Source organism: Pseudomonas sp. URMO17WK12:I12, from assembly GCF_000514395.1.
Taxonomy (GTDB): Bacteria; Pseudomonadota; Gammaproteobacteria; order Pseudomonadales; family Pseudomonadaceae; genus Aquipseudomonas; species Aquipseudomonas mucoides.
Genome location: NZ_AZVV01000014.1, coordinates 100421 through 117010, shown reverse-complemented (window position 1 = coordinate 117010; position 16590 = coordinate 100421). Strand labels below are relative to the sequence as shown.

At 59.9% G+C, this 16590-nt stretch carries 14 protein-coding genes; 9 read left to right on the top strand and 5 right to left on the bottom strand.

The window, feature by feature from the left end:
* Positions 1 to 81: 81 nt before the first annotated feature.
* From ydcS to D882_RS0120265, 6 genes are all read left to right on the top strand, one after another.
* Complete coding sequence (ydcS, locus tag D882_RS0120290; RefSeq protein ID WP_027924926.1) at positions 82 to 1233, top strand: putative ABC transporter substrate-binding protein YdcS; 1152 nt, start codon at positions 82 to 84, stop codon at positions 1231 to 1233.
* A gap of 236 nt (positions 1234 to 1469) precedes the next feature.
* Entirely contained in the window at positions 1470 to 2507 is a 1038-nt protein-coding gene (locus D882_RS0120285; RefSeq protein WP_027924925.1) for an ABC transporter ATP-binding protein, read from the top strand.
* Position 2508: 1 nt separating this feature from the next.
* Entirely contained in the window at positions 2509 to 3456 is a 948-nt protein-coding gene (locus D882_RS0120280; protein ID WP_027924924.1) for an ABC transporter permease, read from the top strand.
* The gene (locus tag D882_RS0120275; protein ID WP_027924923.1) at positions 3446 to 4255 is read left to right on the top strand and encodes an ABC transporter permease; all 810 of its coding nucleotides are present in this window, start codon (positions 3446 to 3448) and stop codon (positions 4253 to 4255) included. Before D882_RS0120280 ends, D882_RS0120275 begins: the two co-directional genes overlap by 11 nt.
* Positions 4256 to 4420: 165 nt before the next feature.
* Positions 4421 to 5845: a gamma-aminobutyraldehyde dehydrogenase gene (locus tag D882_RS0120270; protein ID WP_027924922.1), complete on the top strand. Its 1425-nt coding sequence runs from the start codon at positions 4421 to 4423 to the stop codon at positions 5843 to 5845.
* 242 nt (positions 5846 to 6087) lie between these two features.
* Entirely contained in the window at positions 6088 to 7572 is a 1485-nt protein-coding gene (locus tag D882_RS0120265) for an APC family permease (protein WP_027924921.1), read from the top strand.
* A gap of 101 nt (positions 7573 to 7673) precedes the next feature.
* Here D882_RS0120265 and D882_RS0120260 read toward each other — a convergent pair whose 3' ends face one another.
* Positions 7674 to 7859: a hypothetical protein gene (locus tag D882_RS0120260; RefSeq protein ID WP_027924920.1), complete on the bottom strand. Its 186-nt coding sequence runs from the start codon at positions 7857 to 7859 to the stop codon at positions 7674 to 7676.
* 392 nt (positions 7860 to 8251) lie between these two features.
* On the opposite strand from D882_RS0120260, the gene D882_RS0120255 reads away from it, so the two are divergent.
* Positions 8252 to 9877 carry a glucan biosynthesis protein D gene (locus D882_RS0120255; protein ID WP_027924919.1) on the top strand — a complete coding sequence of 542 codons (1626 nt, stop codon included), beginning with the start codon at positions 8252 to 8254 and terminating at the stop codon, positions 9875 to 9877.
* 206 nt (positions 9878 to 10083) lie between these two features.
* Here D882_RS0120255 and D882_RS0120250 read toward each other — a convergent pair whose 3' ends face one another.
* From D882_RS0120250 to D882_RS0120240, 3 genes are all read right to left on the bottom strand, one after another.
* Positions 10084 to 11190 carry an NADH:flavin oxidoreductase/NADH oxidase gene (locus tag D882_RS0120250; protein WP_027924918.1) on the bottom strand — a complete coding sequence of 369 codons (1107 nt, stop codon included), beginning with the start codon at positions 11188 to 11190 and terminating at the stop codon, positions 10084 to 10086.
* Positions 11191 to 11441: 251 nt separating this feature from the next.
* Positions 11442 to 13151, bottom strand: coding sequence for a single-stranded-DNA-specific exonuclease RecJ (gene recJ / locus D882_RS0120245; protein WP_027924917.1), 1710 nt, complete (start codon positions 13149 to 13151; stop codon positions 11442 to 11444).
* A 55-nt stretch (positions 13152 to 13206) separates the two neighbouring features.
* Positions 13207 to 13749 (bottom strand): YaeQ family protein, encoded by a 543-nt coding sequence (locus D882_RS0120240; protein WP_027924916.1) that lies wholly within the window; start codon positions 13747 to 13749, stop codon positions 13207 to 13209.
* 147 nt (positions 13750 to 13896) lie between these two features.
* Here D882_RS0120240 and D882_RS0120235 point away from each other — a divergent pair, with 147 nt between their 5' ends.
* Together D882_RS0120235 and D882_RS0120230 are read left to right on the top strand one after the other, a co-directional pair.
* On the top strand, positions 13897 to 15096 hold the full coding sequence (locus D882_RS0120235) for a CaiB/BaiF CoA-transferase family protein (protein WP_027924915.1): 1200 nt from the start codon (positions 13897 to 13899) through the stop codon (positions 15094 to 15096).
* Positions 15077 to 16003 carry a TIGR02285 family protein gene (locus D882_RS0120230; protein ID WP_027924914.1) on the top strand — a complete coding sequence of 309 codons (927 nt, stop codon included), beginning with the start codon at positions 15077 to 15079 and terminating at the stop codon, positions 16001 to 16003. Before D882_RS0120235 ends, D882_RS0120230 begins: the two co-directional genes overlap by 20 nt.
* 170 nt (positions 16004 to 16173) lie before the next feature.
* On the opposite strand, the gene D882_RS0120225 is transcribed toward D882_RS0120230, so the two are convergent.
* Positions 16174 to 16461, bottom strand: coding sequence for a DUF3509 domain-containing protein (locus tag D882_RS0120225; protein ID WP_027924913.1), 288 nt, complete (start codon positions 16459 to 16461; stop codon positions 16174 to 16176).
* Positions 16462 to 16590 lie beyond the last annotated feature (129 nt).

Genomic DNA, 16590 nt, shown 5'->3' with positions numbered 1-16590 from the left:
TACGCTAATAACAAGCCGCTAACGGCATGCTTCACCACGTTCACAACTGCCCCGACCATAATTAAAGAAGAGGGAATTCCCATGTTCGTGCACAAGACCGCACTGCTCAGTGCAATCACCACCGCGCTGCTGGCGAGTGCCAGCCTCCAGGCCGCCGAACCGCTGAAAGCGGTGGGGGCCGGCGAAGGTCAGCTGGATATTGTGGCTTGGCCGGGCTACATCGAACGTGGCGAAAGCGACAAGGCCTACGACTGGGTGACCGGTTTCGAGAAGGAGACCGGCTGCAAGGTCAATGTGAAAACCGCCGCCACTTCCGATGAAATGGTCAGTTTGATGGCCAAGGGCGGTTACGACCTGGTCACCGCGTCTGGCGATGCTTCGTTGCGGTTGATCGTCGGCAAGCGTGTGCAGCCGATCAACACCGCGTTGATCCCAAACTGGAAGAACATCGACCCGCGTCTGAAAGATGCGCCGTGGTACGTGGTCAACAAGCAGACCTACGGCACCCCATATCAGTGGGGCCCGAACGTGTTGATGTACAACACCAACGTGTTCAAGACTGCGCCGACCAGTTGGGGCGTGGTGTTCAATGCGCAAAACCTGCCGGACGGCAAGCCGAACAAGGGACGCGTGCAGGCCTATGACGGCCCGATCTACATCGCCGACGCCGCGCTGTACCTGAAAACCGCCAAGCCGGAATTGGGTATCCAGAACCCGTATGAACTGACCGAAGCCCAGTACAAAGCCGTGCTCGATCTGCTGCGCGCGCAGCAGCCGCTGATCCACCGCTACTGGCACGACACCACCGTGCAGATGAGCGACTTCAAAAACGAAGGCGTGGTCGCGTCCGGCGCCTGGCCCTATCAAGTCAACGGCCTGATGAACGAGAAGCAGCCGATTGCGTCGACCATCCCGACAGAAGGCGCCACCGGTTGGGCCGACACCACCATGATGCACACCGAGGCCAAGCACCCGAACTGCGCTTACAAGTGGATGGACTGGTCGCTGCAACCGAAAGTCCAGGGTGATGTGGCGGCGTGGTTTGGTTCGTTGCCAGCGGTGCCAGCGGCGTGCACCGGCAGCGAATTGCTCGGCGCTGAAGGTTGCAAGACCAATGGTTTCGACCAGTTCGAGAAGATCGCCTTCTGGAAAACCCCGCAGGCTGAAGGCGGCAAGTTCGTGCCATACAGCCGCTGGACCCAGGACTACATCGCGATTATGGGCGGCCGCTAACCCACCGGCCCCTGTGGCGAGGGAGCTTGCTCCCGCTGGGTGGCGAAGCTGCCCCAAAACCCGTTAATGCGGTCAATCAGAGAGACCGCATCAGTCCTTTTGGGAGTGCTGCGCACTCCAGCGGGAGCAAGCTCCCTCGCCACAATAAGTTTTCCAACCAGAAAGTTGATTCAGATTTTTCAGAAGTCCAGGCAGGGCCGCTGTGACGGCCCTCGCCTTTTTTGGAGCACCGCACCATGACGCTTGCAGTCCAGTTCACCAACGTTTCCCGTCTGTTCGGCGAAGTGAAAGCCGTAGACCGGGTTTCCATCGACATCCAGGACGGCGAGTTTTTCTCCATGCTGGGCCCTTCCGGCTCGGGCAAAACCACCTGTTTGCGCCTGATTGCCGGTTTCGAACAACCGAGTGCAGGCTCGATCCGCATTCATGGCGAAGAAGCCGCCGGGCTGCCGCCGTATGAGCGTGACGTCAACACGGTATTTCAGGATTACGCGCTGTTCCCGCACATGAACGTCCTCGACAACGTCGCCTACGGTTTGAAAGTCAAAGGCGTTGGTAAAGCCGAACGGCAGAAACGCGCCGAAGAAGCCCTCGACATGGTCGCCCTCGGCGGCTACGGCGAGCGCAAACCGGTGCAACTGTCCGGTGGTCAGCGCCAGCGTGTGGCTCTGGCCCGCGCGCTGGTCAATCGCCCGCGTGTGCTGCTGCTCGACGAGCCGTTGGGCGCCCTCGACTTGAAGCTGCGCGAGCAGATGCAAAGCGAGCTGAAGAAACTGCAACGCCAACTCGGCATCACCTTCATCTTCGTCACCCACGACCAGACCGAAGCGCTGTCGATGTCTGACCGCGTAGCCGTGTTCAACAAGGGCCGCATCGAACAGGTCGACACCCCGCGCAATCTCTACATGAAACCGGCCACGACCTTTGTCGCCGAATTCGTCGGCACCTCGAATGTGATTCGCGGCGATCTGGCGAAGCAGTTGAGTGGCAACCCACAGCCGTTTTCGATTCGCCCGGAACACGTGCGATTTGCCGAAGGCCCGTTGGCCAGCCACGAGATAGAAGTCAGCGGTTTGCTCCACGACATTCAGTACCAAGGCAGCGCCACGCGCTACGAGATGAAACTGGAAAACGGCCAGACCCTGAACATCAGCCAGGCCAACAACCAATGGCTGGACGTCAGCGCCCAGCACCAGACCGGGCAACGCATCAGCGCTCGCTGGGCACGGGAAGCGATGATCCCGCTGCACGACACCGTTGTCGGCGGGGTGTGAGATGAACACCGTGGCTATCCCTCAAACCCCGGCCAACGGTTCGCCGTTGCGCAGGTTTTCCAACCTGTTGTATCGCCGGCCGAACCTGTACCTGTCGATGCTGCTGGTGCCGCCGCTGCTATGGTTCGGCGCTATTTACCTCGGCTCGTTGCTGGTGCTGTTGTGGCAAGGTTTCTACACCTTCGATGACTTCACCATGGCGGTCACACCCGACCTGACCCTGGCGAACTTCGCGGCGCTGTTCCAGCCGTCGAACTTCGACATTATCCTGCGCACCTTGAGCATGGCCGTCGTCGTCTCCATCGCCAGCGCCATCGTCGCGTTCCCGATCGCCTACTACATGGCGCGCTACACCACCGGCAAGACCAAGGCGTTTTTCTATATCGCGGTGATGATGCCGATGTGGGCCAGTTACATCGTCAAGGCGTATGCCTGGACCTTGCTGCTGGCCAAGGGCGGTGTCGCACAGTGGTTCGTTCAGCACTTGGGGCTGGAGCCGGTGTTGCAGTTTGTGCTGGGCATTCCGGGCGTGGGCGGCAGCACCTTGTCGACCTCGCATCTGGGTCGCTTCATGGTGTTTGTCTACATCTGGCTGCCGTTCATGATCCTGCCGATCCAGGCGTCGCTGGAACGTCTGCCGCCATCGCTGTTGCAAGCCTCGGCAGACCTCGGCGCCAAACCGCGCCAGACCTTCATGCAAGTGATTCTGCCGCTGTCGATTCCGGGCATTGCCGCCGGTTCGATCTTCACCTTTTCCCTGACCCTGGGCGACTTCATCGTGCCGCAACTGGTCGGCCCACCGGGCTACTTCGTCGGCAGCATGGTGTACGCCCAGCAAGGCGCGATCGGCAACATGCCAATGGCGGCGGCCTTCACCCTGGTGCCGATTGTGTTGATCGCCATCTACCTGACTATCGTCAAACGACTGGGGGCCTTCGATGCACTCTGAGAAAGCCTCTTTGGGCCTGAAAATCGCAGCCTGGGGCGGGTTGGTGTTTCTGCACTTCCCGATCCTGATCATCTTCCTCTACGCCTTCAATACCGAAGACGCCGCGTTCAGCTTTCCTCCCAAGGGTTTCACCCTGAAGTGGATCGGCGTGGCGTTCTCGCGGCCGGACGTGCTGGAAGCAATCAAGCTCTCGCTGGAGATCGCCTCCATCGCGACCTTGATCGCCATGGTCCTTGGCACCCTCGCTTCAGCGGCGTTGTACCGCCGGGACTTCTTCGGCAAACAAGGCATCTCGCTGATGCTGATCCTGCCGATTGCGTTGCCGGGGATCATCACCGGGATCGCATTACTGGCGACCTTCAAGACGCTGGGGATCGAGCCCGGGATGTTCACCATCATCGTCGGCCACGCGACCTTCTGCGTAGTGATCGTCTACAACAACGTCATCGCCCGTTTGCGCCGCACTTCGCACAGTTTGATCGAAGCCTCGATGGACCTCGGTGCCGATGGCTGGCAGACCTTCCGCTACATCGTCCTGCCGAACCTCGGCTCGGCGTTGCTGGCTGGCGGCATGCTCGCGTTTGCCCTGTCGTTCGACGAAATCATCGTCACCACCTTCACCGCCGGCCATGAACGCACCCTGCCGCTGTGGCTGCTCAACCAGCTCAGCCGCCCTCGGGACGTGCCGGTGACCAACGTCGTCGCGATGCTGGTGATGATGGTGACCATGCTGCCGATCCTTGGCGCCTATTACCTGACCCGGGGTGGCGAGAGTGTTGCCGGGAGCGGCGGTAAGTAAACAACTCACAGACAACAATTATCTCTGTGGGAGCGGGCTTGCCCGCGATGACTGACTGACATTCAACACATGTGTCGACTGTAAAACCGCTATCGCGGGCAAGCCCGCTCCCACAGGGCCTGATTTCCACAGAAGAACAACAATAGTTTTGAAGAGGACAGAACCATGCAAACCAAACTCTTGATCAACGGCCAACTGATCGACGGCGAAGGCCCCGCCCAACCCGTATTCAACCCGGCCCTCGGTCGCGTGTTGGTGGAAATCAATGAAGCCAGCGAAGCCCAGGTCGATGCGGCCGTGCGCGCCGCCGATGCTGCCTTCGACAGCTGGTCGCAAACCCCACCGAAAGAACGTTCTCTGCTGCTGCTCAAACTCGCGGACGCCATCGAAGCCCATGGCGAAGAGCTGGCCAAACTGGAATCGGACAACTGCGGCAAACCCTACAGCGCCGCGCTGAACGACGAGATCCCGGCCATTGCCGACGTGTTCCGTTTCTTCGCCGGCGCCAGCCGTTGCATGAGCGGTTCGGCGGGCGGGGAATACCTGCCGGGCCACACCTCGATGATCCGCCGCGACCCGGTCGGCGTGATCGCCTCCATCGCGCCGTGGAACTACCCGCTGATGATGGTCGCCTGGAAAATCGCCCCCGCCCTGGCCGCCGGTAATACCGTGGTGCTCAAGCCGTCGGAGCAAACCCCGCTGACCGCCCTGCGTCTGGCCGAACTGGCGTCGGACATTTTCCCGGCCGGCGTACTCAACCTGGTGTTTGGTCGTGGTCCATCGGTTGGCAGCCCATTGGTCACCCACCCGAAAGTGCGCATGGTGTCGCTGACCGGCTCGATTGCCACGGGCTCGAACATCATTTCCAGCACCGCCGACAGCGTCAAACGCATGCACATGGAATTGGGCGGCAAGGCCCCGGTGATCATCTTCGATGACGCCGACATCGACGCCGCCGTGGAAGGCATCCGCACCTTCGGTTTCTACAACGCCGGCCAGGACTGCACCGCCGCGTGCCGCATCTATGCGCAGGCTGGCATCTACGAAAAATTCGTCGAGAAACTCGGCGAGGCGGTCAGCAGCATCAAGTACGGTTTGCAGGATGATCCATCGACCGAACTGGGGCCGCTGATCACCGCGCAACACCGCGACCGTGTGGCCGGGTTTGTCGAGCGCGCTATCGCGCAACCGCACATTCGCCTGATCACCGGCGGCAAGGTTGTGGAAGGCAACGGGTTCTTCTTCGAGCCGACCGTGTTGGCCGATGCGCATCAGGATGACGAAATCGTTCGCCGCGAAGTGTTCGGGCCAGTGGTGTCGGTGACCCAATTCACCGATGAAGCGCAGGTGCTGGGCTGGGCCAACGATTCGGACTACGGCCTGGCGTCGTCAGTCTGGACCGCGGATGTCGGCCGCGCCCATCGGATGTCTGCTCGCTTGCAGTACGGGTGCACGTGGGTGAATACGCATTTCATGCTGGTCAGTGAAATGCCGCATGGCGGTCAGAAACTGTCCGGTTACGGGAAGGACATGTCGATGTATGGCCTGGAGGACTACACCGTCGTCCGGCATGTGATGTTCAAGCACTAAAAGCATCGCAGGCAAGCCAGCTCCCACAGGGATTGCGCAAGACCTGTGGGAGCCGGGCTTGTCGGATCGCCGCACCGCCGCGATGGCATCACCGCAAACTCAAGGAAGAAACCGGCACTTAGCATCACCCAGGTTCCACCCCAAAGAAGCCAAAACAATAACCACCGATCCGGGCAGCGCCTCACGGCTCCGCCACGGTTTCGGACATCCGAAATCTGCCGATTTTCCGGAGCTGACACACTATGAGTACAACACCCGAACTCGCTGTAGCCGTCGCCGACAGCGACGCCGAGCAGTTACGCAAACTGGGTTACACGTCGAACTTCAATCGCAGCATGAGTCTGTGGGAAAACTTCGCCCTGGGCTTCACTTACCTCTCGCCGGTCGTAGGGGTTTATACCCTCTTCGGCCTGTGTCTGGCCGCAGGCGGGCCACCGATGTTCTGGGCCTATTTGCTGGTCGGTTGCGGCCAGTTGCTGGTGTGCCTGATCTTCGGTGAAGTGGTTTCGCAATTCCCGATTTCCGGTGGCGTCTACCCGTGGGCCCGCCGCTTGGTGGGCAAACGCTGGGCGTGGATGGTCGGCTGGATCTACTCCATCGCCCTGTGCGTCACCATCGCCGCCGTTGCCGTCGGTGCCGGTCCGTACCTGGCCGCCATGATGGGTTTTGAGCCGAGCAACAACACCAACATCATCATCGCCCTGTTCCTCACGCTGTTCGCCACCCTGGTCAACCTCAGCGGCACCAAGGTACTGGCGCGTATCGCCATGTTCGGTTTTCTGTGCGAGCTGGTCGGCGCGGTGATCGTCGGCGTTTACCTGCTGGTGTTCGAGCGTCATCAGCCGCTCAGCGTGTTGTTCAACACCTTCGACATCAGCGTCGACGGCTCGTACTTGCCCGCCTTCCTCACCGCTTCGCTGGCGGGGATGTTCCTGTACTACGGCTTCGAGGCCTGCGGCGATGTGGCCGAAGAAACCCCGAACCCGAGCAAGAAAATCCCGGTGGCCATGCGCATGACCATCTACATCGGCGGCATCGCAGCGATGTTCGCCTGCCTGGCGCTGATCCTCGCCGTGCCGGACATGCAAGCCGTGATCAACGGCACCGACAAAGACCCGGTCACCACCATCCTCAACAACGCCTTCGGCCCGGTCGGTTCGAAAGTGGTGATGGGCGTGGTGATGATTTCCTTTATCTCCTGCGTCATCAGCCTGCAAGCGGCGGCGAGCCGTCTGCTGTACTCCTACGCACGCGATGAAATGATCATCGGCAGCTCACTGCTGAAAAAGATCTCTACAGCCACTCAGGTGCCGGTAGCGGCGCTGTTCGTCTCCGGTGTCCTGCCGGCGCTGATCATCATCCTCGGCTTCTTCCTGCAGGATGCAGTGGCAACCATCGTCAGCTTCGCGGCGATCGGCATCTACCTGGCCTTCCAGATGATCGTGCTCGGGGCCCTCTATGCCCGCATGAAAGGCTGGAAACCGAGCGGCAAATTCACCCTCGGTGCCTGGGGCTGGCTGGTAAACATCGGCGCGCTGGCCTACGGCGTCGGCGCGATCGTCAACATGGCCTGGCCACGCACACCGGATGCAGCGTGGTACATCAACTACGCCATGGTGCTGAGCACGGCGATCGTGATTGGTTTGGGCTTGTTGTACATGTGGATGGCCAAGCCGTATGACCACGGGACTGCGCCTTCGGGGGACGCTTGGAAGGCTAGTCGGTAAACATACTTGCTCAGCCCGCAGCGATGCGGGGTAAAAGATGAAAAAGGGGCAGACTTCACAGTCCGCCCCTTGGCTTTCCAACAAGACTTAATCTCCAACCCTCAAAACCGCGAAACAGTCCGCATCGCATCCACCAGATACCGCATCGCAATCCGGTCGCTCTCCGACAGCTCTCGATACCGTTCCAACAACTTCATTTCGTCCGGGCTGAGTCGGCGCCTTCGCCGGCCGCTGGCCAGGCAAGGAAGAATGCCTAACATTTCGGTGATGCCTTGTACTTTTGTCATCGACGATGTCCTTCTATAAGACCGAGAAAACTTCAAAAACCGCATCGCCCTCTCCTTTTTGTTTGTCGCCGGCCTTAAGGGCTGAAGCCGGTCATGAGCACAGAATAGGAACATTCCCGGCACTGAAAAGCGGTTTTTAGAGTAATTAGTCAAAAAAAGCAGAAATGCCCTATAAATCAGAAGGCGCTGTCAGAAAAATGAACCGAAATGTCTTGTTTCATTGCCGAACCATCAAAGTGCTATCCATCAATTTTGGTCTGTGATCGAACGGTTTAAGCTATTTGGCATCTCTTTACAGTCCGTTGCGTTTGGTCGAAGGCATGTCCGAACCGTTATTTTTGATCCAGCACGTGCCAGGAACGGCGCGGGATTGCTCACGACAGGTTGTACTTATGCATCGCAGGAATTTGCTCAAAGCGTCCATGGCCATCGCGGCCTACACCAGTTTGTCCGCCACCGGCCTGTTGGCCAGCCGTGCCTGGGCGGGCAACGGTACGGCGGATGGCGAGGCTCAAGCGTTCGATTTTGAAGCGCTGAAGATTCAGGCCAAGCAGCTCGCCGGCAACCGCTATCAGGACACCAAGCAGGTGCTGCCGCCGACGCTGGCGACCATGACGCCGCAGAACTTCAACGCGATCCGCTACGACGCGAATCACTCACTGTGGAAGGATTTGAACGGTCAGCTGGACGTGCAGTTTTTCCACGTCGGCATGGGGTTCAAGCAGCCGGTGCGCATGTACAGCGTCGATCCCAAGACGCGTCAGGCGCGGGAGGTGCATTTCCGCCCTTCACTGTTCAACTATGAAAAAACCACGGTCGACACCAAGCAGCTGACGGGCGACCTGGGGTTTTCCGGGTTCAAGCTGTTCAAGGCTCCGGAGCTGGACCGGCACGATGTGTTGTCTTTCCTCGGCGCGAGTTACTTCCGTGCGGTAGACGCCACCGGCCAGTACGGTCTGTCGGCGCGCGGGTTGGCGATTGATACGTACGCCAAGAAGCGCGAGGAGTTTCCGGACTTCACCAAGTTCTGGTTCGAGACGCCGGACAAGGACAGCACCCGTTTCGTGGTCTACGCCCTGCTGGATTCGCCGAGCGCGACCGGTGCTTACCGTTTCGACATCGATTGCCAGGCCAGTCAGGTGGTCATGGCTGTCGATGCCCACATCAACGCGCGTACCGCCATCGAGCAACTGGGCATCGCGCCGATGACCAGCATGTTCAGCTGCGGCACCCATGAGCGGCGCATGTGCGACACCATTCACCCGCAGATCCACGACTCGGATCGTCTGGCGATGTGGCGCGGCAACGGTGAGTGGATCTGCCGCCCGCTGAACAACCCCGCGACACTGCAATTCAATGCCTTTGCCGACACCGATCCGAAAGGTTTCGGCCTGGTACAGACCGACCATGAGTTCGCCAGCTACCAGGACACCGTCGATTGGTACAGCAAGCGTCCGAGCCTGTGGGTAGAACCGACAACGGCGTGGGGCGAAGGCTCTATCGATCTGCTGGAAATTCCTACCACCGGCGAGACGCTGGATAACATCGTCGCGTTCTGGACCCCGAAAAAACCGGTCGCGGCCGGTGATTCCCTGAATTACGGCTACAAGCTCTACTGGAGCGCGCTGCCTCCGGTCGGCACGCCGCTGGCGCGGGTCAATGCGACCCGTTCGGGCATGGGCGGCTTCACCGAAGGCTGGGCGCCGGGCGAGCATTACCCGGAAGTCTGGGCGCGGCGCTTTGCGGTGGACTTCACCGGTGGCGGTCTGGATCGCTTGCCGGAAGGCGCAGGGATCGAGCCCGTGGTGACGTGCTCGAACGGGCAGGTGAAGGATTTCAATGTGTTGGTGCTGGACGACATCAAGGGTTATCGCATTACCTTTGACTGGTTCCCGACCAATGACAGCGTGGAGCCGGTAGAGCTGCGGTTGTTCATCCGGACCAATGACCGGACGTTGAGTGAGACCTGGTTGTATCAGTACTTTCCGCCGGCGCCGGATAAGCGTAAGTACACCTGAAGTTAAGGGTTGTCTGGGCGGGCCTCTTCGCGGGCAAGCCCGCTCCCACAAGGATCGGCTGTGTTGCACAAAAGGAGTGAACTCTACTGAACCCTGTGGGAGCGGGCTTGCCCGCGAAGACGGCCTGACAGGCGACAAATGTTCCCGCCCAGAAACGCAAAAGCCCCGATCACATCGATCGGGGCTTTTTGGTTTTACAGCCGCATTCAGTCACGCAAATCCGACTCATGTATCGGCTGATCCCGGTGCGTCGCCCGCTGGTATTGCGCAGGCCAGATAGCCTTGCGCCCGCCTAAATCATCATCGGCATGCAGCGGCCAATACGGATCGCGCAGCAGTTCTCGCGCCAGGAAGATGATGTCCGCCTGGCATGTGCGCAAGATATGTTCGGCCTGGGCCGGCTCGGTGATCATGCCGACCGTGCCGGTGGCAATGCCCGACTCCTTGCGCACGCGCTCGGCGAAGCGGGTTTGATAACCGGGTCCTGTCGGAATTTCGGCATTGGCCGCCGTACCGCCCGAGGACACGTCGATCAGGTCCACGCCCAGCCCTTTGAGGCGGCGCGCCAGCTCCACGGTTTCATCCGGGTTCCAGCCATCTTCCACCCAATCGGTGGCCGATACCCGCACGAACAGCGGCAGTTCTTCAGGCCATACCGCACGCACCGCTTCGGTGACTTGCAGCACCAGTCGGATGCGATTCTCGAATGAACCACCGTATTGATCGCGGCGCTGATTGCTCAGGGGCGACAGAAATTGATGCAACAGGTAACCGTGGGCGGCGTGGATTTCGACCACTTTGAATCCGGCGGTCAATGCACGCTGGGCAGCAGCGACAAAAGCCTGAATGACCTCAGCGATCTCGCTTTCTTCGAGTTGCCTTGGGTGCGTGTGCTGCGGGTCGAAAGCAATAGTCGACGGGCCTACCGGCACCCAGCCGCCGTCTTCGGGTTTAACGCTGCCATGTTTGCCGAGCCACGGCCGATGAGTGCTGGCCTTGCGCCCGGCGTGTGCCAACTGGATGCCGGCCACAGCGCCCTGAGCGGCGATGAAGCGGGTAATGCGTTGCAGGGGTTCGATCTGCTCGTCAGTCCACAGGCCAAGGTCTTGAGCGGTGATGCGCCCGTCGGCGGTGACGGCGGTTGCTTCGGTAAACACCAGGCCGGCGCCACCGACCGCACGACTGCCGAGGTGGACAAGGTGCCAGTCATTGGCCAGCCCATCGACGCTGGAGTACTGGCACATCGGGGAGACCGCGATACGGTTGAGCAGGGTCAATTGACGCAGGGTATAGGGTTCAAGCAGCAGACTCATGGGGCACCTCTCGAATCAGTGGGCAGGCTCCAGGGTTCTGTTTGAAAAGTCGACGAGTGACAGGAAAAAGGCGCAGCACCCGCCCCCGCGGGCAAAAAATTCGACAAGACGTCACAAGGATAATCAAGCAGTGCTTAGAGCCTAGTCGACATCGGGGGATGAGGGAGGGTTCCTGGGATATTTGGCGCCAGGAAGATCGCTATCGCGGGCACGCCATGCGCCTGTAGGAGCAAGGCTTGCCCGCGATGGGGTCACCGCGGTTCGATGTGGGCAATCATCAACTGCACGGTTTCGTTACCGCGAAACTCGTTGAGGTCGAGTTTGTAGGCCAGTTCCACCCACTTGATGGTCGGGTTCGGCCAGATATCACGGTCGATGCCGAAAGCGATGCCGTCGAGTTTCACCGAACCGCATTCGCTTTTCAGTACCACTTTCAGGTGGCGTTCACCGACAACGCGCTGCTCAACCAGTTGGAACACGCCATGGAACAGCGGCTCCGGAAAGTGCTGCCCCCAAGGACCGGCATGACGCAGGGCCCGCGCCAGTTCGAGGTGGAACTCTTCGACCGCCAGCGTGCCGTCCGACAGCAGCCGGCCGGTCAGGTCTTCTTCACGCAATTGCCGACGCACTTCCGCATCAAAGGCCTCGGCAAACAGCGGAAAATTCGCTTCCGGTAGCGTCAGCCCGGCCGCCATCGCGTGGCCGCCGTACTTGCTGATCAGGTTGGGATGTTGCGCGGCCACCACGCTCAGCGCGTCGCGAATGTGGAACCCCTGAACCGAACGCCCCGAGCCCTTGAGCAAGCCGTCACCGGCATCGGCAAAGGCGATGGTCGGGCGGAAATAGCGCTCTTTCATCCGTGAAGCAAGGATGCCGATGACACCCTGGTGCCACTCGGGATCGAACAGGCACAAACCGAACGGCATCGACTCGACCGGCAAATCCTTCAGTTGCGCCAGCGCTTCGCGCTGCATGCCCTGTTCGATGGATTTGCGGTCCTGGTTCATGCCGTCGAGTTGCACGGCCATTTCCCGCGCCAGCCCCGCGTCGTCGGTGAGCAGGCATTCGATGCCCAGGCTCATGTCGTCCAGCCGCCCTGCCGCGTTAAGGCGCGGGCCGACAATGAAGCCCAGATCGGTAGAGGTGATGCGCGCCGGCTCACGCTTGGCGACTTCGAGAATCGCCTTGATCCCCGGCCGCGCACGCCCGGCGCGAATCCGTTCCAGACCTTGATGGACCAGAATCCGGTTGTTGGCATCCAGCGGCACCACGTCGGCGACGCTGCCCAGCGCCACCAGGTCCAGCAACTCGCCAATGTTCGGCTGCGGCTTGCTCTCGTACCAGCCAAGGCTGCGCAAACGCGCACGCAGCGCCATCAGTACATAGAAAATCACCCCGACACCGGCCAATGCCTTGCTCGGGAAATCACACCCTCGCTGGTTCGGATTGACGATGGCATCGGCCAGCGGCATTTCATCGCCGGGCAAGTGGTGGTCGGTGACCAGCACGTTGAGACCGGCCTTTTTCGCCGCCGCCACGCCTTCGACACTGGAAATTCCGTTGTCCACGGTGATCAGCAATTGCGGCGTACGGGTCAACGCGACTTCGACAATTTCCGGCGTCAGGCCATAGCCGTACTCAAACCGGTTTGGCACCAGATAGTCGACGTGAGCCGCACCCAGCAGGCGCAAGCCCAACACGCCCACGGTACTGGCCGTGGCACCATCGGCGTCAAAGTCGCCGACGATCAGAATGCGCTGGCGCTGTTCCAGCGCCGTCACCAGCAAATCCACGGCGGCATCGATGCCCTTGAGCTGCTGGAACGGAATCAGCCGCGCCAGGCTCTTGTCCAGTTCAGCCTCGGTCAGCACGCCCCGCGCCGCGTACAGGCGGGTCAGCAGCGGCGGCAAATCACCGAGAAATGGCAGGGTGTCGGGCAACAGGCGAGGTTCGATACGCATGGGGTGACGGAAGCTTCTCTTGATTACGTGGGATGAGTCTGTTGCCAGCGCAGTATTAGCCGCGCTCGCCTTGCAGCCATTGCAACTGGACTTCGTGCTGACCACGGTCGTCGGTGACGAAAATCGTCCCTTCGCTGATCATCACGTCCCACTTGATCACCCGTGGCATGTCTTTGGCCAGGGTTTCCAGGATTTCCTGAGGCACGGCAGCAATGTGCACGTTCTTCAGGTTTTTGATCGCAGGGATCACTTTGGTTTCCCAGACGCGCAGGCTGCCATAAGCCAACAGGCTGGTGCGTTCGGTGCGACGCGAGCACCAGGTCAGGCGATCGGCGTCTGGCTGGCCGACTTCGATCCAGTGCAGGACGCGGTCGTCCAGGCTCTTTTCCCACAGGGCAGGTTCATCCACGTCTGACAGACCACGACCGAATGACAGCTGCTCGTTGTACCAGAAGGCGTAGGCCAACAGCCGCACGGTCATGCGCTCTTCGGTTTCCGAAGGGTGACGGGCGATGGTCTGCTTCACGGTCTCGTAGATGCTGCGGTCGAGGTCGGTGAGGTTCAGTTCAAACTTGTAGGTCGTGGACGGCTGGGCCATGAACGGGCTTCTTGATACGAGGAAAGGCGGCAAGTCTAACCGATGCTGTAGGCAATCATCGAACTGAAGGCGATTCTGCTTGCTCGTCTGACGTTCGGCTATGTTAAAACGCTATCTCTGCTCAGCCTTTGTCCTACAGGATCCCGCATGCCGCTCACCGGAAAACCGCTCTCAGGTCTGAAAGTCATCGAATTGGGTACGTTGATCGCCGGGCCGTTTGCCTCGCGCATTTGCGGCGAGTTTGGCGCCGAAGTGATCAAGATCGAATCCCCCGACGGTGGCGATCCATTGCGCAAATGGCGAAAACTGTACGAAGGCACCTCGCTGTGGTGGTTCGTCCAGGCGCGCAATAAAAAGTCCCTGACCCTGAACCTGAAACACCCGGATGGCCTGGCGATTCTGAAAAAACTGCTCGCTGAAGCGGACATCCTGATCGAGAATTTTCGCCCCGGTGTGCTGGAAAAGCTCGGCCTGGGTTGGGACGTCCTGCACGCGTTGAACCCGAAACTGGTGATGGTACGTCTCTCCGGTTTTGGTCAGACCGGGCCGATGAAGGACCAGCCAGGTTTCGGCGCGGTCGGTGAGTCCATGGGCGGCTTGCGCTACATCACCGGTTTCGAAGACCGACCACCGGTGCGCACCGGGATTTCCATCGGTGACTCGATTGCAGCACTCTGGGGCGTAATCGGCGCGCTGATGGCCCTGCGTCATCGCGAAGTGAACGGCGGCCTCGGCCAAGTGGTCGACGTGGCGTTGTACGAAGCCATCTTCGCCATGATGGAAAGCATGGTGCCGGAGTTCGATGTGTTTGGTTTCATTCGCGAACGCACCGGCAACATCATGCCGGGCATCACACCCTCTTCGATCCACACCAGCGCCGACGGCAAACATGTGCAGATCGGCGCCAACGGTGATGCGATTTTCAAACGGTTCATGCTGATCATCGGCCGCGAAGACCTGGCCAATGACCCGGTACTGGCCAGCAACGACGGACGTGACAGCCGTCGTGACGAGATTTACGGCGTGATCGATCGCTGGGTCAATTCACTGCCGCTGGATACCGTGATCGAACGGCTGAATCACGCTGACGTGCCGGCCAGCCGGATCTTCAGTGCCGAAGACATGTTCAGCGACCCGCAATACCTGGCCAGGGAAATGTTCCTGCAGGCCAAGCTTCCGGACGGTAAAGATTTCAAGATGCCGGGCATTGTGCCGAAACTCTCAGAGACACCTGGCACTTCGGAATGGGTCGGGCCGCAGTTGGGCGAACACAATGCGCAGGTACTGCACGATCTTGGTTACGACAAGGTACAGATCGAAAAGCTGCGTGAAGACGGAGCCATCTAAGCTGAAGCGCCTGCTTTCATCAGCCCTCCACGCCCCCCGCAACGGGTGCGCAATGGCGGCTTTCTGGCTGTTGGCCGGGCTGGCACTCCCCGTCTCGGCGCAACCTAAAGAGACGCTGATCTGGTTGCTGCGTGATTTGCCACCGACGATGATCTTCGAGGGCCCGAAAAAAGGTCAGGGGATCATCGATCAGATGCTGCCGCTGTTGATTGCCGGCATGCCGCAATACGAACACATCCTGATGCGGGTCAACCGCGCCCGCGGTATGCAGATGCTTCACGAACCGTCGTTTACCTGCGATCCCTCGCTGGTCTGGACCAAGGAGCGGGAACAGTGGATCGCCTTTTCGATTCCAGCCTTCCGCGCCGTGAGCAATGGACTTGTGGTTCGCAAGGAAAATCGACCCGTGCTGGAACCGTTTCTGAGCGATGGTGAAGTCGATTTGGCAGCGCTGTTGGCCGGCAGTGGCAAGAAAGTCGGCGTGGTGGCCGAGCGCAGTTACGGACAAGTCCTCGATGCATTGCTAAAGCAGGCACCGGCCGGTGCTCTGACGCCTCACTACGGCAACGATGCGCTCGGCAGCCTGTTGCAGATGCAACGTCTGGGACGATTGCAGGTGGTGCTGGGTTACTGGCCAGAAATTCGCTACCTGGCTCGTCAAGAGCACATTTCCGATGATGAACTGGCGTTTTATCCGATCAAGGGCACGGGCAAATACATGTCCGGGCACATCGGTTGCACCAATACAGACCAGGGACGCCAGGCGATCAGCAGAATAAACCAGCTATTGCGCACACTGCCTCATGAGCGACTGGACCCGTTGTATGCCGACTGGCTCGATCCCGAAAGGCGTAAGGATTATCTGGCAGAAACCAAGGCGTTTTTCGAGCATCAGGCCGAGCACTGACAAATCGCGGGCAAAAAGAAACCCCGAGAAGTGGGGAGACGACTCGGGGTTAAACGTGGCCTACATAAAGACCAGTAGCAGCAAGCTACAAGCACCGGAGCACAATGCTTGATCCTGCTGTTACATGGTCTGACTGACCTAAGCGCAGGAAGGTTCCCACAACAATCACGTCAATTTCTGCGAGCCAGCATTTTCTCCTGGGCTGCATTACGCAACGCCGCGATAACACAGGGCTCCAGCCGTCCTTCGGCAATGAGCACGTCGCGGTGCAATCCGTCGACGACATCGGTCAGCAGACGCTTGTCGGTCAACTGAGCCTGATTGAAGGCGCGTTCCACCACTATCGCGCCGGTCGCATTCTTCAACGTCACCAGGCATTCGCCATGGGCACCCGACGGGGTCAGCGTGACCTGATACGGGCTCAGTGCCTCACCGAGCAATAGACTGATACTTTCCATCTCGATCACCACTCAATAGTCCGAAAACAAAGTGCCTGGGGCGTGCTCACAGTTAATGACCACTGGCCCGAGAAGAAAGTTCTGGATTTCCAGGCGCAGGCGCGTCGGCGCCTCTGGTCGATAGAGCAT

Coding starts and splice junctions, on each gene's coding strand:
- ydcS (WP_027924926.1), top strand. CDS start 82: ATGTTCGTGCACAAGACCGCACTGCTCAGTGCAATCACCACCGCGCTG.
- D882_RS0120285 (WP_027924925.1), top strand. CDS start 1,470: ATGACGCTTGCAGTCCAGTTCACCAACGTTTCCCGTCTGTTCGGCGAA.
- D882_RS0120280 (WP_027924924.1), top strand. CDS start 2,509: ATGAACACCGTGGCTATCCCTCAAACCCCGGCCAACGGTTCGCCGTTG.
- D882_RS0120275 (WP_027924923.1), top strand. CDS start 3,446: ATGCACTCTGAGAAAGCCTCTTTGGGCCTGAAAATCGCAGCCTGGGGC.
- D882_RS0120270 (WP_027924922.1), top strand. CDS start 4,421: ATGCAAACCAAACTCTTGATCAACGGCCAACTGATCGACGGCGAAGGC.
- D882_RS0120265 (WP_027924921.1), top strand. CDS start 6,088: ATGAGTACAACACCCGAACTCGCTGTAGCCGTCGCCGACAGCGACGCC.
- D882_RS0120260 (WP_027924920.1), bottom strand. CDS start 7,859: ATGACAAAAGTACAAGGCATCACCGAAATGTTAGGCATTCTTCCTTGC.
- D882_RS0120255 (WP_027924919.1), top strand. CDS start 8,252: ATGCATCGCAGGAATTTGCTCAAAGCGTCCATGGCCATCGCGGCCTAC.
- D882_RS0120250 (WP_027924918.1), bottom strand. CDS start 11,190: ATGAGTCTGCTGCTTGAACCCTATACCCTGCGTCAATTGACCCTGCTC.
- recJ (WP_027924917.1), bottom strand. CDS start 13,151: ATGCGTATCGAACCTCGCCTGTTGCCCGACACCCTGCCATTTCTCGGT.
- D882_RS0120240 (WP_027924916.1), bottom strand. CDS start 13,749: ATGGCCCAGCCGTCCACGACCTACAAGTTTGAACTGAACCTCACCGAC.
- D882_RS0120235 (WP_027924915.1), top strand. CDS start 13,897: ATGCCGCTCACCGGAAAACCGCTCTCAGGTCTGAAAGTCATCGAATTG.
- D882_RS0120225 (WP_027924913.1), bottom strand. CDS start 16,461: ATGGAAAGTATCAGTCTATTGCTCGGTGAGGCACTGAGCCCGTATCAG.